Genomic DNA, 20,889 nt, shown 5'->3' with positions numbered 1-20,889 from the left:
CTTCTCCCTTACGCGGCCGGCGCGAAGTCGTCGCGCGGGCGCTCGGTGCGCTCGCCACGTTCGCGGTCGCGACGGGCCAGAACCGGCGACAGTTCCAGGTCCAGCTCTTCGACGCGGATGGTCATGAAGCGCAGCACGTCTTCATTGATCAGCAGCTGACGTTCCATCTCCTTCACGGCCGGGGCCGGAGCGTCGATGGCGAGCAGGGAGTAGTGGCCCTTGCGGTTCTTCTTGATGCGATAGGTGAGGTTACGCAGGCCCCAGTATTCGATCTTGGCGATGTGACCGCCATTTTCTTCCAGGAGGGCCTTGAGTTGCTCATTCAGAGCTTCGGCCTGTTGCGGCGAGATGTCCTGCCGCGCGATGACCACGTGTTCGTAGAACGCCATGTTTTCCTTCTTCCGGCTTGGAAGGCGGCGTGAGCAACGGCGGAAGTCCGTCGACCACGATGGATCCTGCATGCCGAGCGGGAAATCCCGACCCCGTGGGGCTGCGTGCAAGACCGCCATCCGTGAGAGGGCGCGCTAATAGCGGAAAGGGCGCGGCAAGGCAAGGAAACCCTGCGGGCGCCCGATCCGGCGGCGGTCATCGCAATATCATACAAATGCGCGCCTGGCCTCTTTGGTCTGACGCCGGGTCATGCTATCGGGCGAGCATGGGATTTCGAACGTCATCCTTGATCGCGGCGCTCGTGGTGGTCATGGCCGGGCCGGCGCTGGCCGGCGACATCGTGCGCAAGCCGGACCTGTCGGTCTGGGGTAGTGACGGCCGTTTCCAGGGCTATTCCGCGGCCCTGCCGCTGGACCTGTCCACCGACGGGGAAAAGGCCACTTTCGTCGCCAAGGTGGCGGGCAATCTCGACAGCCCGACCTACGACTTCAACCTCGACCTGGCGGCCAAGACGGACCAGGGACCCAGCCCCCGCGCGCTGGCCCTCGGCGCGTCCTGGAACCAGCGTGAGGCCGGTGTGCGTTCGTCGATGTCGCGACTGTTCGGCTTCGGTTTCATGCCCCGGACCAACTATGTCAGCGTCTCGGTGGACATGAACGCCGTGGCGCCCGTCGATGTGACCAAGCGCGCCGCGCCGGTGACCCGCGCCAACCTGCGTTCGGCGCTGACCCTGGACGGACGCCAGGTCGGATCGATCGCCCTGGGCGGCGGCACGACGGGCGAGGAGGGCTTCGACGTCAGCCTGACCCGACCCTTCGACATCCCCGCCGAGTTCACCGTCAGCCTGCGCACCGCCGACGAGCGGGTCCAGGACGGCCGCCTGATGGTCAAGCTGGTCCGCAGCACCTGGTAGGCCTTCAGGCGGCAGCCGGCTCCAGGGCCTTGGGCCGCCGCACCGCCGCCGCGAAGCGCTTCAGATAGTCCGGGTTCTCGGTGCCCATCATCCTGTCCCACCAAGTGAAGTAGAGGCCGTAGTTCCAGCCGGCCTGGGCATGGTGCAGGTCGTGGTGGGTCACCGTGGTCAGCCAGGGCAACAGCGGTCGCCCGTCGCGCCGGGCGGGGAACAGCTCGTAGCCGCTGTGGCCCAGGGTGTTGCGCACGATCTGGTGCAGCATGAACAGGCCCGCGACTGGCCATTGGGTGGGGACCAGGATCATCCACAGCGGCACGAACAGCGCGTTGATCGCCGCCTCGCCCAGGTCGAAGCTGTAGGCGGTGAACGGCGAGGGATTGTTCGACCGGTGATGACGCCGGTGGAAGGCGCGAAACAGCCGGCGGTCGTGGATCAGCCGGTGGGTCCAGTAGAACCAGGCGTCATGGGCGACGACCATCAGGACCAGACTGGTCCAGAACCACACCGGTCCCAGGCTCCGGGCGATGTAGGGGCCCGGCAGCAGGCCGGCGCGGAACAGGCCGAAGGTCAGCAGGCCGACCGTCGAGAAGATCATGATCGAGCGGATCGAGCAGACGAACTCGATCATCAGCTGCCGCGCGGGCGGCGCGCTGTCGCGGATCTTGCGGTTGGCCAGCGGGATCGCCAGGACGCCCCACAGGACCAGCCAGACGCCGACCGCGAAGATCACGTACCGGGTGACGTCCGTCAGGGTGGAGCTCAGCCAGCTCTCGGCGAAGGGGGCAAGGAACGAAAGCATTGGGAATTTCCTCGGATGGATGACGTTCCAAGGAAGGGCGCGGGGCGGGGCGTTGTCGCGCCGATCGCGAAATCAGGCGGATTTGTCGGCTTTCGGCGCGGGATCGGCGGTTTCGACCAGCCGCAGATGGGGCGAGGTCGAGGCGGGCGTCTTGGCCGATCGCCAGGCCGACGGGGTGACGCCGGTCGCGGCGCGGAAGGCGCGGTTGAAGGGACCCAGCGAGGCGAAGCCCAGGTCGTAGGCGATCGTCGAGACCGACTTCAGGGCCAGGTCGGGATCGGCGAGGGCCGTCTTGGCCGCCTCGATGCGACGGCCGTTGACGTAGTCGGCGAAGTTGCGATGACCCAGGACGCCGTTGATCAGCCGGCGCAGACGGTGCTCGGGCGCGCCGACCAGGGCCGCCAGGGCCGCGATCGACAGGTCCTCGCCGCGCCAGACCTCGTTTTCGTCCATCGCGGTTTGCAATCGGGCCAGGACGAGGCGGTCGGCGGGCGTGAGGTCCAGGGCGGGCGCGGGGGGCGGAGGCGCGGATCCACCGGCCGCGATCGGCGCCTCGACCAGCAGGGGCTCGGCGCGAAGCAGGGCCGCGGCTCCGGCGACGGCCAGGCCGGCCAGCGCGCCGGCTTGCAACAGGCCGGAGGCGTAGACCCAGGGCAGGCCCGTCACCCACGCCACGTCCTGCGCGCTTAGCAGCAGGATGTAGCCCGCGGCGGCGATCATCACCGGTCCGCGCAGTCGGCGGCGCTGGACCACCAGGTCGCCGCGCCAGCCGCGCCAGATCACCAGCAGGGCGTGCAGCACCAGGCCCACGGAGGCCAGGTTGAAGACCAGCCAGAAGGGCCGGCAGATCGCCTCCGGCATGAACCGGGCCAGCGCCCACAACACCACCAGCCCGACCGCCGGCCAAAGACGGTGGGGCGAGAAGCGCCGCTCGTCGGCGAACAGGGCGTAGGCCAGGGTCCAGAACAGGCCGGTGGTCGCCACCGACATCGCCCAGATCACCGGTGTGGCGTGGGTCGAGCCGTCCAGCCTGAAGCCGTCGATCACATGGGCGATGGCGCAGGCGAAGAACAGCCCGCCGACCCAGCGCGCCGGCGTCGGCCGGCGGTCCATCACCAGGGCCAGGCCGGTGACGCCGAAGCCGCCGACGGCGACGCCGCGCGCCAGGGTTTCGAGAAGAACCAGATCGACCATGGCCGCGATCCTAGGCGCGCGACGGCCCGGCCGAAGCCCCCGTCGCGCGCCGATTTCGAAAGAGGTTGGCCGAAATCCGTTTCGGTCCCTCTACTTGGCCTTGTAGGCCTTCACCGCGTCCATCGTCTTGCCGACGTGGCCGGCGAAATTGCTGTCGGTGTAGGCCAGCAGGATCTTGCCGTTGGGCGCGATCACGTAGGAGGTGCGGTTGGACCAGCCGCCCGGCATCGGCAGGGCGACGTCATAGGTCTTGACCAGGCCGGCCGGGGCGGCGGCCACCGCGAACTTGTCGCGGCAATGCTCCTTGGAGAAGTCCTTGATCTTGTCGGCGTTGCCGGCGGTGACGCCGATCACCGTGGCGCCCAGCTTCTCGAACTCGGGCGTCGCCTCGGCGAACTCGTGGGCCTCGGCCGTGCAGCCCGAGGTATAGGCGGCCGGGAAGAAGTAGAGCACCACGGGACCCTTCTTCAGCGCCTTGGACAGGGTGAAGTTGAAGTCCTTGCCGGCCAGGGCGGCGGGGGCGGTGAAATCGGGGGCCTTGTCGCCGACCTTGAGGGCGGCCAAGGCGGGGGAGGCGGCGACCAGGGCCGCGCACAGGGCGAGCGTGGGGGCGAGACCGGTAAGCAGGCGTTGCATGCGAAGACTCCAGCGGAAGAGGCGCGGCCGCGCCGCTCCGCTTGAATAACCCCATTCTCCCGCCTTCCAAACGGCATCCTGCGTCGCTAGGTCTGTGGCGACCACAAGAACGACGAGGGGAGGCGCTCGATGGCGCTTGGCGAGACGGAAGTTCCCACCCTGGCGGCCTGGGCGGGCGGGCCGGAACGGTTCAGGGCGCTGTTCGAGGCCTTCTACGCGGCCGTGCCGAACGATCCGGTCCTGGCCCCGGTGTTCGCCGGCATGAACCCCCGGCACGCCGAGCACGTGGCGGCCTTTGTCACCGAGGTGTTCGGCGGTCCCAAGGCCTACACCCAGGCCGGCGGCGGCCACGCCGCGATGATCGGCCACCATCTGGGCCGTCACCTGACCGAGGCCCAGCGCCGGGCCTGGGTGGCGCTGATGCTCGACACCGCCGACGCGGTCGGCCTGCCCGCCGATCCGGAGTTCCGCGCCGCCTTCGTAGGCTATCTGGAGTGGGGCACGCGGCTGGCGGTGATCAACTCGGCCGAGGGCGTGACCGCGCCGACCGACGACCCGCCGATGCCGGTCTGGGGCTGGGGTCCGCCGGGCGGGCCCTGGCTGGGCTGACCTCGGCTGACTTGCCGCCCCGCGTTCGATGGCCTAACCCTCCGCGCCTGAATCTATAGAAAGAGGCGCGAGCTTCATGAGCATCGCTTTCATTTTCCCGGGCCAGGGCAGCCAGACGGTCGGCATGGGCGCCGATCTCGCCCAGGCCTTCGCCGCGGCCCGCGAGGTCTTCCAGGAGGTCGACGACGCCCTGGGCCAGAAGCTGTTCAAGCTGATGGTCGAGGGGCCCGAGGGCGACCTGACCCTGACCGAGAACGCCCAGCCGGCCTTGATGGCCGTCAGCCTGGCGGTGTCGCGGACCTTAGAAAAGGAATTCGGCGTCGGGATCGACCGCGCGGCCTTCGTGGCCGGCCACTCGCTGGGCGAATACAGCGCCCTGGCCGCCGCCGGCGCGATCACCCTGGCCGACACCGCCCGCCTGCTGAAGCTGCGCGGCCAGGCCATGCAGCGCGCCGTGCCGGTGGGCGAGGGCGCGATGGCCTCGCTGATCGGCCCGAAGACCGACCTGGCCCTGGCCGAGGCCGCCGCCGCGGCCGGTTCGGAGGTCGGGGTCTGCGTCGTGGCCAATGACAACAACAACGGCAACGTGGTGATCTCCGGCGACAAGGCCGCCGTCGACAAGGCCATCGAGAGGGCCAAGGAACTGGGCGCGCGGGCCATCCCGCTGAACGTCTCGGCCCCGTTCCACTGCCCGCTGATGCAACCGGCCGCCGACGAGATGGAGGAGGCCCTGGCCCGCACCACCATCATCGCCCCGCGCGCCCCGCTGGTGGCCAATGTCACCGCTTCGCCGGTCCACGACCCCGATGTCATCCGCAGGCTGCTGGTCGAACAGGTCACCGGCCGCGTGCGCTGGCGCGAGAGCATGACCTGGCTGGCGGCCGAAGGCGGCGTGACCCGCTTCGCCGAAGCCGGGGCCGGCAAGGTGCTGTCGGGCATGGCCAAGCGGATCGCCCCGGACGCCGAAGCCGTTCCGCTGAACAGCCCGGCCGACCTCGAAGCCTTCGCCAAGACCGTTTAAACCCGCTCATCCCGGCGAAGGCCGGGACCCAAGCTGAATCGCCGCCTCGACTTCCGGCTCCGGAACGGGCGGAGAAGGGACCTGCAAAAATGTTCGATCTCACCGGCAAGACCGCCCTCGTCACCGGCGCCACGGGCGGCATCGGCGGGGCCATCGCCAAGGCGCTGCACGGCCAGGGTGCCCATGTCGTGCTCTCCGGCACCCGCGAATCGGCCCTGGCCGAGCTGGCCGCGCAATTTGGCGAGCGTGTCTCGTTCGTGGCCGCGAATCTGTCGGACGCCGCCCAGGTCGACGGCCTAGTCGCCAAGGCCGAGGAGGCCGCCGGCGCGCCGCTCGACATCGTGATCGCCAACGCCGGCATCACCCGCGACGGCCTGATCGTCCGCATGAAGGACGAGGACTGGGAGACCGTGATCAAGGTCAACCTGGAAGGCTATTTCCGCCTGTCGCGGGCCGCCGCCAAGGGCATGATGAAGCGCCGCTCGGGCCGGATCATCGGCATCACCTCGATCGTCGGCGTCACCGGCAATCCCGGCCAGACCAACTACGCCGCCTCCAAGGCCGGCATGATCGGCTTTTCCAAGGCCCTGGCCCAGGAACTGGCCAGCCGCAACGTCACGGTCAATTGCGTGGCCCCCGGCTTCATCGCCAGCCCGATGACCGACGCCCTCAACGAGCAGCAGAAGGCCGGCATCCTGGCGACCATCCCCGCCGGCCGGCTGGGCGAGGGCAGCGATATCGCCGCGGCGTGCGTCTACCTGGCCAGCGACCAGGGCGGCTACGTCACGGGTCAGACCTTGCACGTCAACGGCGGCATGGCCATGATCTGACGGCCCAGCTTTTCCTGGGCTCGCCGCCTTTCTGCTTGGAAAGGCAAAAGCCCTGATTTCTAAAGAGTACAGCCGCTAGTCACCCGAAAAGGAACGTGATAGGCGGTGGCCCGACAATTCCCGTGGGGGGCGCAGGTTCGCCGAAACCGCCCGCGGAACTGCAAGATTCAAAACGAGGGACTAACAGAATGTCCGACATTCTCGAGCGCGTGCGCAAGATCGTCATCGAGCACCTGGATGCCGACCCGGAAAAGGTCACCGAGAAGGCCAGCTTCATCGACGACCTGGGCGCCGACAGCCTCGACAACGTCGAGCTGGTGATGGCTTTCGAAGAAGAATTCGACATCGAAATTCCGGACGACGCCGCTGAGCACATTCAGACGGTCGGCGACGCCGTGAAGTTCATCACGGAAAAGACCGGCGCCTAAGGCGTCGGGTTCGCAAGAGTCGCGAACAGGACTATCAACCGCCGCGTCGCACGGGCTCTTGCCATCGTGCGCGCGGCGGTTTTCGTATGTGGCCGAGATTCGCGGCATCGGGGAGCTCCGGATTCGTCCAGTATCCCCATATGTCCGCGATACGAAGGTTGGGAGTGATCCATGCGTAGAGTCGTCGTCACCGGACTAGGCCTTCTGACCCCCCTGGGTCAGGGCGTCGATGTCACCTGGAAGAACATCCTGGCCGGCAAGTCCGGCGCCAACACGATCTCGGCCTTCGATCCGACCGATTACGCCTGCAAGGTGGCCTGCGAAGTGCCGCGGGTCGACGGACGCGGCGGCGGCGGGCCCGACGTCGAGGGCGCGTTCGATCCCGACCTGACCATGAGCCCGCGCGACCAGAAGCGCGTCGACGACTTCATCCTGTACGGCATCGCCGCCGCCGACGAGGCCGTGAAGGATTCGGGCTGGGTCCCGGAAACCGAGGAAGACCGCTATCGCACCGGGGTGATTCTCGGTTCGGGCATCGGCGGCCTGTCGACCATCGCCGACACCGCCCTGGAACTGGAAGCCAAGGGCCCGCGCCGAGTCAGCCCGTTCTTCATCTCCTCGGCCCTGATCAACCTGATCTCGGGCCAGGTCTCGATCCGCTACGGCTTCAAGGGCCCCAACCACGCCGTGGTCACCGCCTGCGCCACCGGGGCTCACGCCATCGGCGACGCCTGCCGGCTGATCAAGTACGGCGACGCCGACGTGATGGTGGCCGGCGGGGCCGAGGCGGCCGTCTGCAAGGTCGGCATCGCCGGCTTCATCGCCTGCCGCGCCGTCTCCACCGACTTCAACGACACCCCGGAAAAGGCCTCGCGTCCCTATGACAAGGACCGCGACGGCTTCGTGATGGGCGAGGGCGCCGGCGCTCTTGTCCTGGAAGAGTACGAGCACGCCAAGGCGCGCGGGGCCAAGATCTACGCCGAGGTGATCGGCTACGGCCTGTCGGGCGACGCCTATCACATCACCGCGCCCTCCGAGGACGGCGACGGCGGCTTCCGGGCCCTGTCGGCGGCGATCAAGGACGCGGGCATCACCCCGGCCGATATCGACTACGTCAACGCCCACGGCACCTCGACCATGGCCGACGGCATCGAGGCCAAGGCCGTCGAGCGCCTGCTGGGCGACCACGCCAAGAACGTGGTGATGTCGTCGACCAAGTCGATGACCGGCCACCTGCTGGGCGCGGCCGGGGCCATCGAGGGCATCTTCTCGATCCTGGCCATCCGCGACCAGATCGCGCCGCCGACCATCAACCTCGACAATCCCGACGTCGAGGTCGCGATGAACCTGGCGCCCAACAAGGCCGTGCCGATGAAGATCGACGTGGCGGTGTCCAACAGCTTCGGCTTCGGCGGCACCAACGCCTCCGTCGTGTTCCGCAAAGTCTCGTGAGCCGCAAACCCTCTCCCGCCAAGAGGACGCCGCCCCGCAAGGCGCCCGCGCCGCGCCAGGCTCCCCGCAAGACGGGGACCCGGCGGCGCGAGTCCGCCTCGATCGGCCGTCGGCTGGTCGCCATGGGCGCGGGAGGGCTGACCATCCTCGGCCTCGTCGCCATGCTGGCGGTGCTGGGGGGGCTGTGGGTCTATCAGGGGCCAGGTCCGGACGCGCGGTCGGGCGACGTCACCAACGTCGTGCTGCGGCGCGGGGCCAGCCTGCCGGAGATCGCCTCCAGCCTGGAACAGGCCGGGGTGATCCGCTCGTCCTCGATCTTCCTGACTGCCGCCCAGACCACCGGGGCGGCGCGCAAGCTGAAGGCCGGCGAGTACGAGTTTCCCTCGCGCGCCTCGCTGCGCCAGGTGCTGGGCAAGATCCGCGACGGCAAGATCGTCCGCCACCAGGTGACGATCGCCGAGGGCCTGACCTCCGACATGGTGGTCGACATCCTGATGCGCTCGCCGGTGCTGACCGGCACCGTGCCGACCCCGCCGGAGGGCTCGATCCTGCCCGAGACCTACCAGGTCCAGCGCGGCGAGGACCGTGGGGCGGTGTTGCAGCGGATGATGGACGACCGCGACGAACTGCTCGACGCGCTGTGGGCCAAGCGCCAGCCGGGCCTGCCGTTCGCGACCAAGGACCAGGCCGTGACCATGGCCTCGATCGTCGAGAAGGAAACCGCCCTGGCCAGCGAGCGTCCCCGCGTGGCGGCGGTGTTCATCAACCGCCTGCGCAGCGGCATCCGGCTGGGCAGCGACCCGACCATCATCTACGGCCTGACCCGTGGCCGTCCGTTGGGCCGGGGCATCCTGCTGTCGGAGCTGCAGCGCCAGACGCCCTACAACACCTATCTGATCGACGGCTTGCCGCCGACCCCGATCGCCAATCCGGGGCGCGCCGCCCTGGCCGCCGTGCTGGATCCGCCCAAGACCAACGAGCTCTATTTCGTCGCCGACGGCACCGGCGGCCACGTCTTCGCCTCGACCTACGAGGAACACGAGCGCAATGTCGCCAAGTGGCGCCAGGTCGAGCGTTCCAAGGCCGCCGAAGCCGCCGCGGCCAAGACCCCGCTGGCCGGAGGTTAGGATGGCGCTTTCAGGCATGACCGGCTTCGCCCGCGTCGAGGGCTCGCACGGAGCCTGGTCGTGGGCGGTGGAGGCGCGCAGCGTCAACGGCCGCAACCTGGAGACCCGCTTCCGGGGCCCGCCGGGCTTCGAGGGGCTCGACAAGGCGGCCCGCGACGGCGCCCAGGCCCGTTTCCAGCGTGGCCAGCTGACCGTCAACCTGCAGGCCAAGCGCGCCGAGGCCCTGGGGACCACCCAGATCAATGTCGAGGTGCTGGAACGCTATCTGAAGGCCGGGTCGCCCTATGTGGCCACCGGTATGGTCGCCAAGCCCAGCCTCGACGGCCTGCTGGCCCTGCGCGGCGTCATCGACGTCCGCGAGGAAGAGGACGAGGCCGAGGACCGCGCCCAGGTCGAGGCCGCCATGGCCGCGACCATCGCCCAGGCCCTGGACGGGCTGAAGGTCGCGCGCCTGGAGGAGGGGGCCGCCCTGGCCCCGATCCTGACCGGCGCGGTGGACCGCATCGAGACCCTGACCGACCTGGCCGCCCAGGCGGCCGCCGGGCAGCCGGCCGTGCTCAAGGAGCGCTATGAGCGCAAGCTGGTCGACCTGATCGGCGAGGCGGCCTCGCAGGAGCGCATCGTGCAGGAAGCCGCCGCCATGGCGGTCAAGGCCGACGTCCGCGAGGAACTCGACCGCCTGGCCAGCCACGTGGCCGCCGCGCGGGCCCTGATGGGCGGCGACGTCGCGGCCGGCCGCCGCCTGGATTTCCTGTCTCAGGAGTTCATGCGCGAGGCCAACACCCTTTGCAGCAAGTCGGCGCTGACCGCGCTGACCGCCCACGGTCTCGACCTGAAGGCGACGATCGAGCAGTTCCGGGAACAGGTTCAGAATGTCGAATAAGCCCGCCCACAAGACCCGCGGCCTGCTGCTGATGGTGGTGGCCCCCTCGGGCGTGGGCAAGACCTCGCTGACCCGCCGCCTGGTGGCCGACCACAACGACCTGCACCTGTCGATCAGCGCCACCACCCGCGACCCGCGTCCGGGCGAGCACGACGGCCGCGACTACCACTTCGTCAGCCAGGAGCAATTCGCGCTCATGAAGCTGAAGGACGAATTCCTCGAGTCCGCCGAGGTCTACGGCAACCATTATGGCAGCCCGCGCGGGCCGATCATGGAGGCGCTGGAGCGCGGCGAGAGCGTGCTGTTCGACATCGACTTCCAGGGCGCGATGAAGGTCCACAAGCAGGCCGGCGCCGACAGCGTGCTGGTCTACATCCTGCCGCCGTCCCTGGCCGAGATGAGCCGCCGCCTGCACGCCCGCAGCCAGGACAGCGAAGCGGTCATCCACCAGCGCCTGGCCCGCGCCAAGGACGAGGTCGCCGCCTGGGAGCAGTTCGACTACGTGATCCTCAACGACGACTTCGACCGCGCCTATTCGGACCTAGCCCACATCTATCACGCCGAGCGGCAGAAGCGGGCGCGGAACCCGTGGATCGGCGATCTGGTGCAGGATCTGCTGAAGGAAGAGATCTAGCGAGCGAGGGAGGGGCCATGGCGATCGGTTGGTCTGAGCTCACCTTCACCCCCGATGACGAGGCCGTGCAAACCTTGCGGTTATCGTGGGCTTGGCTACTCGGCGAGGACTGGTCGCCGATCCTGTTTTCGATCTGGGGCGACGTTTTCATCCAGAGGCCGGACAGCGTGGCTTGGCTGAATACGGGAACCGCAGAGGTCACGGTCGTGGCGACTGATCAGGATCAGTTTCGCGAGCGGTTGATGGGCGAAAGTCACGCCGACTGGTTTCTGCCCGAACTCGTCGGCTTGCTGCATGCGGACGGCAAGCGTCCCGCGCCTGGAGAGTGTTTCACCTACGCGATCTATCCGATCTTCGCGGAGGGGAAATACGTGCCGGAGAACTTCAAGCCGGTTCCGGCGGCGGAGCATTTCGGCCTATCCGGAGACCTTCATCGCCAGATTCGCGATCTGGAGGACGGTTCGACTGTGCGACTGACCGTCTCCGACTGAAAGCCGAGCCTCAGCCCGCCATCACCGCCCGCGCTAGCGCCTGGAACCCCTCGACCGGAATCGTCTCGGCCCGGGCGTCCGGATTGATCCCGGCCTTCTCGCACAGCGCCCCGCCGCCCAGCCCCTTGAGGCTGGAGCGCAGCATCTTGCGGCGCTGACCGAACGCCGCCGCCGTGACCTTCTCCAGCGCCGCGACCATGGCCTTGTCCGGGGCCGGCTCCAGCGGGACCAGCCGCACCACGGCGGAAGCCACCTTGGGCGGCGGGGTGAAGGCCCGGGCCGGCAGGTCCATGACCACCTTGGCGCTGCAGACGGTCTGGGAGACCACGGCCAGGCGGCCATAGGCGTCGTCGTCGACGTCGGCGGCGATGCGGTCGGCGACCTCCTTCTGGAACATCAGGGTCATCGACAGCGGCCGGAACGGGCCCGTCAGCCAGTTGATCAGCAGCGGCGTGCCGACATTGTAGGGCAGGTTGCTGACCATGTGGGCCGGGCCGCCGGCGATGGCGGCCATGTCGACCTTCAGGGCGTCGCCCTGGACGATGGTCAGCCGGCCGTCGGCGGCGACGGCGAGATCTTCCAGCAGCGGCAGGAAGCGGCGGTCCATCTCGACGGCGACCACCCGCGCGCCGGTCTCCAGCAGGGCCCGGGTCAGGCCGCCGGGACCGGGGCCGACCTCGATCACCGTGTCGCCTTCGCCCACGCCCGCCAGGCGGGCGATCTTGCGGGTGATGTTGAGGTCCAGCAGGAAGTGCTGGCCAAAGCTCTTGTTGGCCAGCAGGTCGTGCTCGGCGAGGACCTCGCGAAGGGGGGGCAGGTCGGCGAGGGACATCGGTTCGGAACTCGAGAAAGGCGGATCAGGCGGCGGCGCGGCGTTCGGCGATCTCGGCGGCCAGGCGGATGGCGGCGATCAGGCTGTCGGCGCGGGCCAGGCCACGGCCGGCGATGTCGAAACCCGTACCATGGTCGGGCGAGGTGCGCACGATCGGCAAGCCCAGGGTGACGTTCACCCCGGCCCAGAAGTCGAGCATCTTCACCGGGATCAGCGCCTGGTCGTGGTACATGCACAGCACCGCGTCATAGGTCGTGCGGGCCTCGGCGTGGAACAGGCTGTCGGCGGGGGCGGGGCCTTTGACGTCGATGCCCAGGCCGCGAAGAGTCCGGACCGCCGGTTCGATGATCGCCGCCTCCTCGCCGCCCAGCGCCCCGCCTTCGCCGGCGTGCGGGTTGAGGGCGGCCACGGCCAGGCGCGGGGCGGCGACGCCGAAGTCGGTGCGCAGCGCCTCGACCGTCACCCGTCCGGCGTTGACGATGGCGTCGATGCTCAGGGCGGCGGGCACGGCGGCCAGGGGCGTGTGGATGGTCACCAGGGTGGCGCGCAGGTCGCGGGCCGCCAGCATCATGATCGGGCCGTGGGGTTGCTGGCGCTCGCCCACATGGGTCAGCTCGGCCAGGAACTCGGTGTGGCCGGGAAAGGCGAAGCCGGCGTCATAGAGCGGGGCCTTGGCGATCGGGGCGGTGACCAGGCCGGCCACCGCGCCTGACAGGGCCAGGCCCGCCCCGGTCTCGATCCAGCGGATCACCTGGGCGGCGTAGGCGCTGGACGGCTTGCCGGAAACCACGCGGGCCTGCAGCGGGATGTCGAGGACGGGCAGGGCCTCGGCGAACACCCGCATCGCCTCGACCGGGCTGACCACGGGCCGGACCTTGACCCCGCCGCCGGCCGAGGCCAGCAACTGGGCGTCGCCCACCACCATGAACGGCGGCCCGTCCGCGCGCAGGGCCGCCCAGGCCTTGGCGATGATTTCAGGGCCGATGCCGGCCGGGTCGCCGGCGCTCAGGGCGAGGGCTGTTGTCTTCACCGGGTCTCGATGGTCGCCGAATTGCGCAGATCGCGGAGATAACGTTTAGAGATCAGCGCAAGTTGCTGACCACGCAAACGATTTTCGATCTGGTCGTGGGTCGGGGCGGCGCCGCCGGACTGGCGCTTGCCGCACACCGCGATCAGGTGCAGGCCGGCGTCGGTGCGGATCGGATCGGAGATCTGGCCGACCTTCAGGGTGTTGGCCGCTTCCTGGAACGCGGGGGCCAGGTCGGTGATCTCGGCCTCGCCGAGGTCGCCGGCCACCACGCCGTCGACCTTGCCGGCCGTGGCTTCGAGGGTTTCGCAATTGGCGATCTTCGGCTTCAGGTCCAGCAGGACCTTGTTGGCCGCGTCGACCTGGGTCTGGCTGGCGTCCTTGGGCAGGGCCACGGCGACCTGCTTGAGGTCGACCAGGGCCGCCTTGGCGCCCGAGCGCTTCTCGCGCAGATAGATGATGTAGACGCCGTCGCGCACCGGGATCGGCGCCGACAGCTGGCCGGGGCGCAGCTGTTCGAGCGCCGCGTCGACCTCGGGCGGCATTTCGCCCAGCCCGACCCAGCCGGCGTCGCCGCCGTTGGCCGCCGTCGGCGAGGCCGAGAACTGGCGGGCCACGGCGGGGAAGGGCGCGCCCTGCTGCATCTGGCTCACCAGCTGCTTGGCGCCGTTGAGGGCGGTGTCCATGCCGCCGACGCGCACCGAGTCGATGAACACTTCGCTGACCTGGTACTGCGGCTTGCTGGCGGCGTCGGCCTGGCGGCGCTCGAAGGCCTTGACCTGGTCGTCACCGATCCGCAGGCGCGAGCCGTAGCGGCCCTGGATCCAGGATTGCCAGCTGCTGTCGGCGCGGATCTGGGCGCGCCAGGTGTCGATGCCCACGCCCTGGGCGGCCAGCTGCTGGGTCAGCTGCTGGCCGCTCATGTTGTTGCCCTTGGCGATATCCTCGATCTGCTCGTCGACTTCCTTGTCGGTCGAGATGATCGTGATCTTCTGAGCCTTCTCGACCCGACGCAGCTCCTGCATCTGGACGTGCTCGTCGATCAGCGACCGCAGGGCTTCCTGCTCCAGCTGGGGCAGGTTCTCCTGGGTCGGCTGCATGCCCGAGGTGACCATCAGCAGGCGCATGCGCTGCATCAGGTCATAGCTGGAGATGATGTCGTCGTTGACGACGGCCGCGACGCTCTCCGACAGGGGATTGGCGCGCGGAGCCGCTGGCGCGGCCGGAGCTGCGCCGACCACGGGAGGGGCTTCCTGGGCCAGGGCCGGCAGGCCGAGGCTCGCCACGGTCAAGGCGAGGATGGAAGCGGCGCTGGCCGCCAATTTTGTCACGCTACGCGCAGACCGCATCGGTATTGTCGTTCCTCTAGACGCGTCCAAAGGAAGGCGCGCGCTTATGCGCGCGTCCCCCGACGCGATGCCATTCTAATCGCTGTACAGTGTGTCGCCCAATGTGGCGAGCGTTAGGCGCAGCACGACGGACTCATCCGACTTCAACTGCAGTCCGCTCGTTGTCTGGGTATAGCGGTCTTCGTTCTGGTAAATCACGTCGATGCGGATGCAGTCGTCCTTGTAATAGACGCCCAGATCGCGCCGGGTCCACGACCACTGGCTCTTCGATGGCAGGCCGTTGACCGGGAAGGCGGCGCCGTCCTGGTAGGAAAGACGGCCCAGGGCGGTGACGCCCCAGTTTTCCCTGATCTTGTAGTCGCCCACGAAGTCCAGATTCTCCTGGCGCAGGCCCGAGGTGTCCTTGTTGTCACGCAGGTAGCGGACCGAGCCGAAGCCGCGCGAGACCGAGGCGTCGAGACCGGCCTCGATGCGGTTGAGCTTGCCGCTGTCGTCGTCGAAACGGGCGCGCGTGAAGGCGTTGACGCCGCGGATCGGGGTGATCGTGGCCGCCACGACCCAGTCGGAAGCCTTCTGGTCGAGGCCCGCGCGGGTCGGCAACAGCGGATCGACCTTGGTGCGCAGGCTGCGGCCGACCAGCAGGCTGCCGCCGCGACCGTCACCGAGCTTCACGGTGGCCCGTCCGCCGACGTTCATCCGCGTGCCGCCCTCGTAGAGGTCGAAGCCGGGCGACTTGTTGACGTCGAACAGGTTGGTTTCGTCGAGCTCGAAGTTGGTGCTGTCCTCGTTGAAATAGATCGGCACGCCTTCGGGATAGGCGGCGGTCGCGGGACCGCGCGCCACGATGATCGGCACGCGCGAACTGTTGGAGCCCGCGGCCAGCTGGACCAGGGGTTCGAGCACGATGCTGCCGCCGTTCTTGAGCGGCCGATACAGCGGCAGGCTCAGGTCGACGCCGACGACGCCCAGGGCGCGCGAGGAGTTGATGTTGGTGGTGTCGCCCGCCGTCATGGCGGTGACCGGCAGGAAGACGTCGCTGACCTTGTAGGCATCGCCGCGCGCCTGGGCGAAGGGTTCGATCCGCACGCCAGGGCCCATCACCAGGCTGGCGCGCCAGTCGCCCTGCAGGGTGCCGCGAACGCTGTCGACGCCGTCCTTGCCCTTGTAGTCGAGGTAGTTGTAGGGCGGCTCGCCGAACTGCGACTCCGAGCGGTTGAGCATCACGCCTGAACCCTGAAGGCGAAGCCGGCCGCCCAGGACGTGGGATTCAGGCTCCCAGCGCCCTTCGAGCATTGGACCGATCAGCGGGAAGGCCCCGCTGTTCTCGAACTTGTTGCCCAGGCCCGTGGCGCGATCGACGTCCACGACCCGCAGGCCCTGCACCGAGATCACCGAGGCCGAGAAGTAGGAGCGCTTGTCCTGGCGGGTGGTGTAGATCTGCGACATCAGGCGATGGTCGTCGCCGGTGAACTGGCCGCGCGTCTGGTAGACGTCGTTGATGTCGTAATCGTCGAAGATCAGGGCGTCCGAGGCCCGCTCGGCCGTGAAGCCCCACTTCCACTTCTGGTCGATGTCGAACAGGCCCCGGGCCAGGATATAGCTCTTGGCCGTGGCTTGACCGAACCGGTCGCCGTGGTTGTCGAAGTCCTTGTCGTAGGTGCCGCCGGCCCGAACGTCGATCGCGCCGGAATAGAACCGCTTGCGGTACTGGGCGTTGAGGAACGGGTTAACTTTCGCGTTGATCTGGGGGGTTAGCACCAGATCTTGAGACGGCGAGATCGCGAAGAGATAGGGCTGCTGGTAGGACACGCCGCGCCGCTTGGAGACGCCCAGCTTCGGCGTCAGGAAGCCGGAGCTGCGCTGGGCCTGCGGATCGGGGTGCCAGAACACCGGCAGGTACATCAGGGGCGCGCCGAACATGCGGATCGTCGCGCCGTGGTAATAGACCAGGTGGCGCTTCTTATCCTGCACCACCTTGTCGGCCTCGATGCTCCAGGTCGGCTTGGGCTTTTCGGCGCAGACCTCGCAGGGCGTGTAGATCGCCTGGTTCAGCTCCTGGATTGTGTCGCTGCGGCGGATCGCGCTGTCGGCGGCGATCTTGATGTTCTTGTCCAGGCGGGCCGAGAAGCCGCGGGCGAAGCCGGCCTTCAGGTCCTTGTCCATGGTCATGTCGTCGGCGAACTGCGCCGTGCCGTCGGCGTTGATCAGGGTCACGTGGCCATGGGCGGTCACCACGTCGGCCTTGGTGTCGTAGACCACCTCGTCGGCGCGCAGGGTTCGCCCCTGATAGCGGGCCTCGACGTCGCCGCGGGCGATCATCTTCTGATTGGCGTCGTCGCGGATCAGCAGGTCGGATTCGAGATAGTAGCCGGTGTCGCCCAGGCCGTCGTCGACCGCCGGGGAGGGGGCGGGCGTGGCGGGAATCGTGACGAGCGGCTGCTGCGCCTGCGCCGTGCAGGCCAGGGCCAGCCAAGCGGCCCCCGCCAACAGGACAGCGCGTCCCGTGCTTTTCGCCCCCCAGCGAAGCTCCATCATCAACGACCTCGATCCCGGCGACACAGACTCAACCATCCTCGGTATAGCAAAGCAGCGTCAAACCCGCCAAAAGCGCCACCACCGGCGGTGTCCAGGCGGCCATCGCTGGGGTCAGCACGTCCGCCTTGCCCAGAGCGCCGCATAACTCGTTAAAGAAGAAGAAACCAAAGCCCAGCGTGACCCCGGCCCCGGCCAGTCCCGCCAGCCCGCCCAGGCGCATCAGGCGCAGCGAGAAGGCCGCGGCCAGCACCGACATCGCCGCGAACAGCAGCGGAGTGGCCAGCACCTGATGCAGCCGCAGGCGGAACGGGATCGACGAGAAGCCGGCCGCGTCCGTGCGCTTGATGGTTTCGGGCAGCCGCCAGATCGCGATGGCCTGGGGATTGTTGAACCGCTCCGACGCGGTGCGGTCATCGAGATCGGACGGGATCGACAGGCTGTCGGACCGGATCGCCCCGGCCCCGGGCATGGCTTCGCGAACCCCGGTCAGGCGCCAGAAGCCGGGCTCCAGCCGGGCTTCGGCCGCCTCGATGCGGCGCGAGAACTGCAGGCTGCCGTTGGGGCTGACCGTGTAGATGAACAGCGACACCCCGCGCAGGCGCACCGCGCCGTCGGTCGCCTGGTCGCGCGCCCGGGCGCGGATGACGATCTGGGTCTTCTCGTCGCCCTGTCGCAGCCACAGGCCCTTGGGGGCCGACTTCAGATAGTTCTCCATCATCGCGTTGCGCGAGGTTTCGAACTGGGCGCTCATCGCCGCGGTCAGCGGGTTGAGCAGGCTGACGGTCAGCAGGCCCATGATGAACGCGGCGATGGCGGCGGGCATGATGAACCGCCAGGCCGAGACGCCGGCCGCCCGCATGGCGATCAGTTCGCTGCGACGGTTCAGGCCGACGAAAGCGCCCAGGGTGCCGAACAGGAAGATGAACGGCGTCAGCACCAGGATCGTCGCGGGCGCCTGCAGCACGGTCAGGAACAGCAGTTCGCTGAAGCCGACCTCGGCGCGGGTGCCGACATTCTTGGAGATGTCGACGAACGCGATCAGCATGACCAGCACGGCCACCACCGCCAGGGCGGCGGCCAGCGAGGCCAGGGTCTTCTTGAGCACATAGCGCTCGATCATCCCAACGGCGATCATCGGGCCCCCAGGGGAGTCATGGACGGCTCGACATGGTCGATCGCGATGTAGCGGTTGGTCTTCTGGCGGAAGATCTGGGCCAGGCCCCACCAGAGCGCGGCCAGCGGCACGGCGTATTGCAGCACGTTGAGCCAGACGTCGCTGTCGCAGGCGGCCTTGACGCCGAAGCCCAGGATCTGGACCACGGCGGCGGCGGCCCCGACGACGGCGATCCGCTTGCCATAGCCCATGCGGCTGAACGCGCCGCCGATCACCGCGGCCAGGGCCATCGCCATCATCGCCATGTTGTAGAGGGGACTGGCCAGGCGCCAGTGGCCTTCCGACAGCATCTTCACGCGGTTCTGCTGCTCCCATTCCTGTTGCAGGTCGGGGAAGAACAGCTCGTGCGGATAGCGGTCGCCGATCTTGTAGTGCAGCAGTTCGTCGGTCTGGAACAGCGAGGACAGGTCGAAGGTATATTCGTCCCAGGACAGGTACTGCAGCACGCCCGCCCGCGAGAACTCCTGGTTGGAGCCCTTGCGCAGGATCAGCACCGGCAGACCCTTGCGCTCGGCGATCACGCCTTCGCGGGCCGTGTAGGTGACGGCGCCGCCGTTGGGTTTTTCCTGGTGGATGAACAGGTTGTGGATGATCTGGTCACGGTCGATCACCTGGGCGTAGACCGTCAGGCCCGGGCCCGGCTCGGTGAACTCGCCCGGGCGCACCAGGGTCGAGGCCAGGTCCGACTTCATGTCGAAGAAGGTCTCGCGAATCGCCCGCGCGCTCCAGGGGGCGGCCCAGAGGCTCATGGCCAGCGAGACCAGGGTGGCCATCACGGCCAGGCGCATGGCCGGCGAGATCACCCGCCAGCGACTCATGCCGCCGGCGAAGCAGACGACGATTTCCTGCTCGGTGTGCAGTCGGTTCAGGGCCACCAGCGTCGCCACGAACAGGGCGATCGGCAGAATCATGCCCAGCAGCTGGGGCAGGGCCAGGCCGATGATCTTCAGGAACACCGCGGCCGACTGGCGCTGCTCGATCAGCACGTCGAACTCCGACAGGCTGCGCGCCAGCAAGGCAAGCGCCACCAGGGCCAACGTCGCCAGCAGCGTCGGGCCCAGGAGCTGGCGGAAGAGATAGCGTTCGATCAGGCGCATCGACGACAGGCACGGGGGAAAGCGGAGTCGCGTGGCGCGCTCCGGGGAAGGATCACCTTCTACACGGCGTGTTCGCGTGCGCACAACCGCTCAAGTCAGGCGGCAAAGTGGCCGGCCTCCGCGTCCGGCGATCCGTCCCGCCGCCGGTGCGATCGATTGGTGCTTTTCTTCGGTCCTGGTTTGCGCCAATCCAACGGGCTGAAGGTCCTTTTGGGGCTCCATCGGTTTCCAGGAGCGCGTCATGCGTATCGAGTTCGTCCCCGCCGACACCCAGGCCGGCGCCAACGCCGCCTTGGCGGTCCTGGCCTACGAGGCCGCCGCCCTTTCGCCCGAGGCCAAGGCCGTCAACGAGGCCAGCGGCGGGGCCCTGGCCCGCGCCGTGGCCGGCGGCCGCTTCACCGGCGCCAAGGGCCAGACCCTGGACCTGATCGCCCCGGCCGGCCTGGAAGCCGCCCGCGTGGTGCTGGTCGGCGTCGACGGCGACGGCGCGGTCGAGCCCGAGACGGTCGAGGTCGCCGCCGGCCACGCCTACCAGGCGGTCAAGGCCTCGGGCGTCACCGAACTGGTCCTCAAGCTGGGCAACGACGCCGAGACCGCCGCCCGCGCCGCGTTCGGCGTCAAGCTGGCGGCCTACCGCTTCGACAAGTACCGCACCACCGAGAAGGCCGAGAAGAAGCCGTCGGTCGCCGTGGTCAAGGTGGCCGCCGCCGATCCCGCCAAGGCCCAGAAGGCCTTCGCCAGCCTGGACGCCGTCGCCGACGCCATCCTGTTCAGCCGCGACCTGGTCTCCGAGCCGGCCAATATCCTGCATCCGGAAGAGTTCGCCGCCCGCGTGAAGGGCCTGGAGAAGCTCGGCCTGGAGGTCGAGATTCTCGGCGAGGCGCAGATGGCCAAGCTGGGCATGGGTTCCTTGCTTGGCGTCGGGCAGGGCAGCGTCCGCGAGAGCCAATTGGCGGTGATCAAGTGGTATGGCGCGGCCGACAAGTCGGCCCAGCCGATCGCTTTCGTCGGCAAGGGCGTCTGCTTCGACACCGGCGGCATCTCGATCAAGCCGGCCGACGGCATGGAGGACATGAAGTGGGACATGGGCGGCGCGGCCGCCGTGACCGGCGTCATGCACGCCCTGGCCGGCCGCAAGGCCAAGGTCAACGCCATCGGCGTGCTCGGCCTGGTCGAGAACATGCCCGACGGGAACGCCCAGCGCCCCGGCGACGTGGTCACCTCGATGAGCGGCCAGACCATCGAGGTCATCAACACCGACGCCGAAGGCCGCCTCGTGCTGGCCGACGCCCTCTGGTACTGCCAGGACCGTTTCAAGCCGAAGTTCATGATCGACCTGGCCACCCTGACCGGGGCGATCATCATTTCTCTGGGTCATGACCTGGGTGGTTTGTTCAGCAATAACGATGGTTTGTCCGAGAAACTTCTCGCGGCGGGCAAGGCCGAGCGCGAGCCGCTGTGGCGGATG

Annotated in this window: 21 protein-coding genes; 11 read left to right on the top strand and 10 right to left on the bottom strand. The window is 68.6% G+C overall.

Translation table 11 applies throughout. From position 1 onward, the window contains the following. Window positions 1–8: 8 nt before the first annotated feature. Window positions 9–389, bottom strand: a complete 381-nt coding sequence (gene rpsF, locus PMI01_RS18955) for a 30S ribosomal protein S6 (RefSeq protein ID WP_007672607.1) — start codon at window positions 387–389, stop codon at window positions 9–11. 266 nt (window positions 390–655) lie between these two features. On the opposite strand from rpsF, the gene PMI01_RS18950 reads away from it, so the two are divergent. Continuing rightward, window positions 656–1,303: a hypothetical protein gene (locus PMI01_RS18950; RefSeq protein WP_007672598.1), complete on the top strand. Its 648-nt coding sequence runs from the start codon at window positions 656–658 to the stop codon at window positions 1,301–1,303. A 4-nt stretch (window positions 1,304–1,307) separates the two neighbouring features. Here the strand turns inward: PMI01_RS18950 and PMI01_RS18945 are convergent, their stop codons facing one another. From PMI01_RS18945 to PMI01_RS18935, 3 genes are all read right to left on the bottom strand, one after another. Beyond that, window positions 1,308–2,102 (bottom strand): sterol desaturase family protein, encoded by a 795-nt coding sequence (locus PMI01_RS18945; protein WP_007672595.1) that lies wholly within the window; start codon window positions 2,100–2,102, stop codon window positions 1,308–1,310. 72 nt (window positions 2,103–2,174) lie between these two features. Further along, a complete protein-coding gene (locus tag PMI01_RS18940; protein WP_007672592.1) occupies window positions 2,175–3,296 on the bottom strand; it encodes a helix-turn-helix domain-containing protein in 1,122 nt (373 codons plus the stop codon). A gap of 90 nt (window positions 3,297–3,386) precedes the next feature. After that, window positions 3,387–3,932, bottom strand: a complete 546-nt coding sequence (locus PMI01_RS18935) for a peroxiredoxin (RefSeq protein WP_007672590.1) — start codon at window positions 3,930–3,932, stop codon at window positions 3,387–3,389. Between the two features lie 129 nt (window positions 3,933–4,061). Here PMI01_RS18935 and PMI01_RS18930 point away from each other — a divergent pair, with 129 nt between their 5' ends. From PMI01_RS18930 to PMI01_RS18890, 9 genes are all read left to right on the top strand, one after another. Further along, window positions 4,062–4,541: a group II truncated hemoglobin gene (locus PMI01_RS18930; RefSeq protein WP_007672589.1), complete on the top strand. Its 480-nt coding sequence runs from the start codon at window positions 4,062–4,064 to the stop codon at window positions 4,539–4,541. A gap of 76 nt (window positions 4,542–4,617) precedes the next feature. Next, window positions 4,618–5,562, top strand: coding sequence for an ACP S-malonyltransferase (gene fabD, locus PMI01_RS18925; protein WP_007672587.1), 945 nt, complete (start codon window positions 4,618–4,620; stop codon window positions 5,560–5,562). Between the two features lie 89 nt (window positions 5,563–5,651). Next, complete coding sequence (fabG, locus tag PMI01_RS18920) at window positions 5,652–6,392, top strand: 3-oxoacyl-[acyl-carrier-protein] reductase (RefSeq protein ID WP_007672585.1); 741 nt, start codon at window positions 5,652–5,654, stop codon at window positions 6,390–6,392. A 188-nt stretch (window positions 6,393–6,580) separates the two neighbouring features. Beyond that, window positions 6,581–6,820 carry an acyl carrier protein gene (locus tag PMI01_RS18915; protein ID WP_007672577.1) on the top strand — a complete coding sequence of 80 codons (240 nt, stop codon included), beginning with the start codon at window positions 6,581–6,583 and terminating at the stop codon, window positions 6,818–6,820. Between the two features lie 171 nt (window positions 6,821–6,991). Then, the gene (gene fabF / locus PMI01_RS18910) at window positions 6,992–8,272 is read left to right on the top strand and encodes a beta-ketoacyl-ACP synthase II (RefSeq protein ID WP_007672572.1); all 1,281 of its coding nucleotides are present in this window, start codon (window positions 6,992–6,994) and stop codon (window positions 8,270–8,272) included. After that, a complete protein-coding gene (mltG, locus tag PMI01_RS18905; protein WP_007672571.1) occupies window positions 8,269–9,399 on the top strand; it encodes an endolytic transglycosylase MltG in 1,131 nt (376 codons plus the stop codon). Before fabF ends, mltG begins: the two co-directional genes overlap by 4 nt. Window position 9,400: 1 nt before the next feature. Continuing rightward, window positions 9,401–10,282 carry a YicC/YloC family endoribonuclease gene (locus PMI01_RS18900; RefSeq protein WP_007672569.1) on the top strand — a complete coding sequence of 294 codons (882 nt, stop codon included), beginning with the start codon at window positions 9,401–9,403 and terminating at the stop codon, window positions 10,280–10,282. Then, window positions 10,272–10,916, top strand: a complete 645-nt coding sequence (gene gmk, locus PMI01_RS18895) for a guanylate kinase (RefSeq protein WP_007672567.1) — start codon at window positions 10,272–10,274, stop codon at window positions 10,914–10,916. The genes PMI01_RS18900 and gmk overlap by 11 nt, the downstream gene beginning before the upstream one ends. A gap of 17 nt (window positions 10,917–10,933) precedes the next feature. Then, window positions 10,934–11,407 carry a T6SS immunity protein Tdi1 domain-containing protein gene (locus tag PMI01_RS18890; protein ID WP_007672560.1) on the top strand — a complete coding sequence of 158 codons (474 nt, stop codon included), beginning with the start codon at window positions 10,934–10,936 and terminating at the stop codon, window positions 11,405–11,407. A 10-nt stretch (window positions 11,408–11,417) separates the two neighbouring features. Here the strand turns inward: PMI01_RS18890 and rsmA are convergent, their stop codons facing one another. The 6 genes from rsmA to lptF form a co-directional block, all read right to left on the bottom strand. Further along, window positions 11,418–12,239 (bottom strand): 16S rRNA (adenine(1518)-N(6)/adenine(1519)-N(6))-dimethyltransferase RsmA, encoded by an 822-nt coding sequence (rsmA, locus tag PMI01_RS18885; RefSeq protein ID WP_007672557.1) that lies wholly within the window; start codon window positions 12,237–12,239, stop codon window positions 11,418–11,420. Between the two features lie 25 nt (window positions 12,240–12,264). Further along, window positions 12,265–13,269, bottom strand: a complete 1,005-nt coding sequence (gene pdxA / locus PMI01_RS18880; protein ID WP_007672555.1) for a 4-hydroxythreonine-4-phosphate dehydrogenase PdxA — start codon at window positions 13,267–13,269, stop codon at window positions 12,265–12,267. Beyond that, on the bottom strand, window positions 13,266–14,615 hold the full coding sequence (locus tag PMI01_RS18875; RefSeq protein ID WP_007672553.1) for a peptidylprolyl isomerase: 1,350 nt from the start codon (window positions 14,613–14,615) through the stop codon (window positions 13,266–13,268). Before PMI01_RS18875 ends, pdxA begins: the two co-directional genes overlap by 4 nt. 75 nt (window positions 14,616–14,690) lie before the next feature. Further along, entirely contained in the window at window positions 14,691–17,150 is a 2,460-nt protein-coding gene (locus PMI01_RS18870) for an LPS-assembly protein LptD (protein WP_007672551.1), read from the bottom strand. Window positions 17,151–17,178: 28 nt separating this feature from the next. Further along, on the bottom strand, window positions 17,179–18,285 hold the full coding sequence (gene lptG, locus PMI01_RS18865; protein ID WP_007672549.1) for an LPS export ABC transporter permease LptG: 1,107 nt from the start codon (window positions 18,283–18,285) through the stop codon (window positions 17,179–17,181). Next, a complete protein-coding gene (gene lptF, locus PMI01_RS18860; protein ID WP_007672547.1) occupies window positions 18,282–19,421 on the bottom strand; it encodes an LPS export ABC transporter permease LptF in 1,140 nt (379 codons plus the stop codon). Before lptF ends, lptG begins: the two co-directional genes overlap by 4 nt. A gap of 241 nt (window positions 19,422–19,662) precedes the next feature. Here lptF and PMI01_RS18855 point away from each other — a divergent pair. Continuing rightward, the coding region (locus PMI01_RS18855; protein ID WP_007672545.1) for a leucyl aminopeptidase at window positions 19,663–20,889 on the top strand (1,227 nt) is incomplete at its 3' end.

The organism is Caulobacter sp. AP07, from assembly GCF_000281955.1.
In the GTDB taxonomy this organism is placed as follows: Bacteria; Pseudomonadota; Alphaproteobacteria; order Caulobacterales; family Caulobacteraceae; genus Caulobacter.
This window is presented reverse-complemented; position numbering and strand designations above follow the sequence as displayed.

What these genes read in the sequence shown, in the direction of transcription:
- PMI01_RS18950 (WP_007672598.1), top strand. Translation starts at nt 656, where the DNA reads ATGGGATTTCGAACGTCATCCTTGATCGCGGCGCTCGTGGTGGTCATG.
- PMI01_RS18915 (WP_007672577.1), top strand. Translation starts at nt 6,581, where the DNA reads ATGTCCGACATTCTCGAGCGCGTGCGCAAGATCGTCATCGAGCACCTG.
- PMI01_RS18890 (WP_007672560.1), top strand. Translation starts at nt 10,934, where the DNA reads ATGGCGATCGGTTGGTCTGAGCTCACCTTCACCCCCGATGACGAGGCC.
- PMI01_RS18945 (WP_007672595.1), bottom strand. Translation starts at nt 2,102, where the DNA reads ATGCTTTCGTTCCTTGCCCCCTTCGCCGAGAGCTGGCTGAGCTCCACC.
- lptG (WP_007672549.1), bottom strand. Translation starts at nt 18,285, where the DNA reads ATGATCGCCGTTGGGATGATCGAGCGCTATGTGCTCAAGAAGACCCTG.
- PMI01_RS18900 (WP_007672569.1), top strand. Translation starts at nt 9,401, where the DNA reads ATGGCGCTTTCAGGCATGACCGGCTTCGCCCGCGTCGAGGGCTCGCAC.
- fabG (WP_007672585.1), top strand. Translation starts at nt 5,652, where the DNA reads ATGTTCGATCTCACCGGCAAGACCGCCCTCGTCACCGGCGCCACGGGC.
- PMI01_RS18935 (WP_007672590.1), bottom strand. Translation starts at nt 3,932, where the DNA reads ATGCAACGCCTGCTTACCGGTCTCGCCCCCACGCTCGCCCTGTGCGCG.
- lptF (WP_007672547.1), bottom strand. Translation starts at nt 19,421, where the DNA reads ATGCGCCTGATCGAACGCTATCTCTTCCGCCAGCTCCTGGGCCCGACG.
- PMI01_RS18930 (WP_007672589.1), top strand. Translation starts at nt 4,062, where the DNA reads ATGGCGCTTGGCGAGACGGAAGTTCCCACCCTGGCGGCCTGGGCGGGC.
- fabD (WP_007672587.1), top strand. Translation starts at nt 4,618, where the DNA reads ATGAGCATCGCTTTCATTTTCCCGGGCCAGGGCAGCCAGACGGTCGGC.
- PMI01_RS18875 (WP_007672553.1), bottom strand. Translation starts at nt 14,615, where the DNA reads ATGCGGTCTGCGCGTAGCGTGACAAAATTGGCGGCCAGCGCCGCTTCC.
- PMI01_RS18940 (WP_007672592.1), bottom strand. Translation starts at nt 3,296, where the DNA reads ATGGTCGATCTGGTTCTTCTCGAAACCCTGGCGCGCGGCGTCGCCGTC.
- rsmA (WP_007672557.1), bottom strand. Translation starts at nt 12,239, where the DNA reads ATGTCCCTCGCCGACCTGCCCCCCCTTCGCGAGGTCCTCGCCGAGCAC.
- PMI01_RS18870 (WP_007672551.1), bottom strand. Translation starts at nt 17,150, where the DNA reads ATGATGGAGCTTCGCTGGGGGGCGAAAAGCACGGGACGCGCTGTCCTG.
- rpsF (WP_007672607.1), bottom strand. Translation starts at nt 389, where the DNA reads ATGGCGTTCTACGAACACGTGGTCATCGCGCGGCAGGACATCTCGCCG.
- fabF (WP_007672572.1), top strand. Translation starts at nt 6,992, where the DNA reads ATGCGTAGAGTCGTCGTCACCGGACTAGGCCTTCTGACCCCCCTGGGT.
- gmk (WP_007672567.1), top strand. Translation starts at nt 10,272, where the DNA reads ATGTCGAATAAGCCCGCCCACAAGACCCGCGGCCTGCTGCTGATGGTG.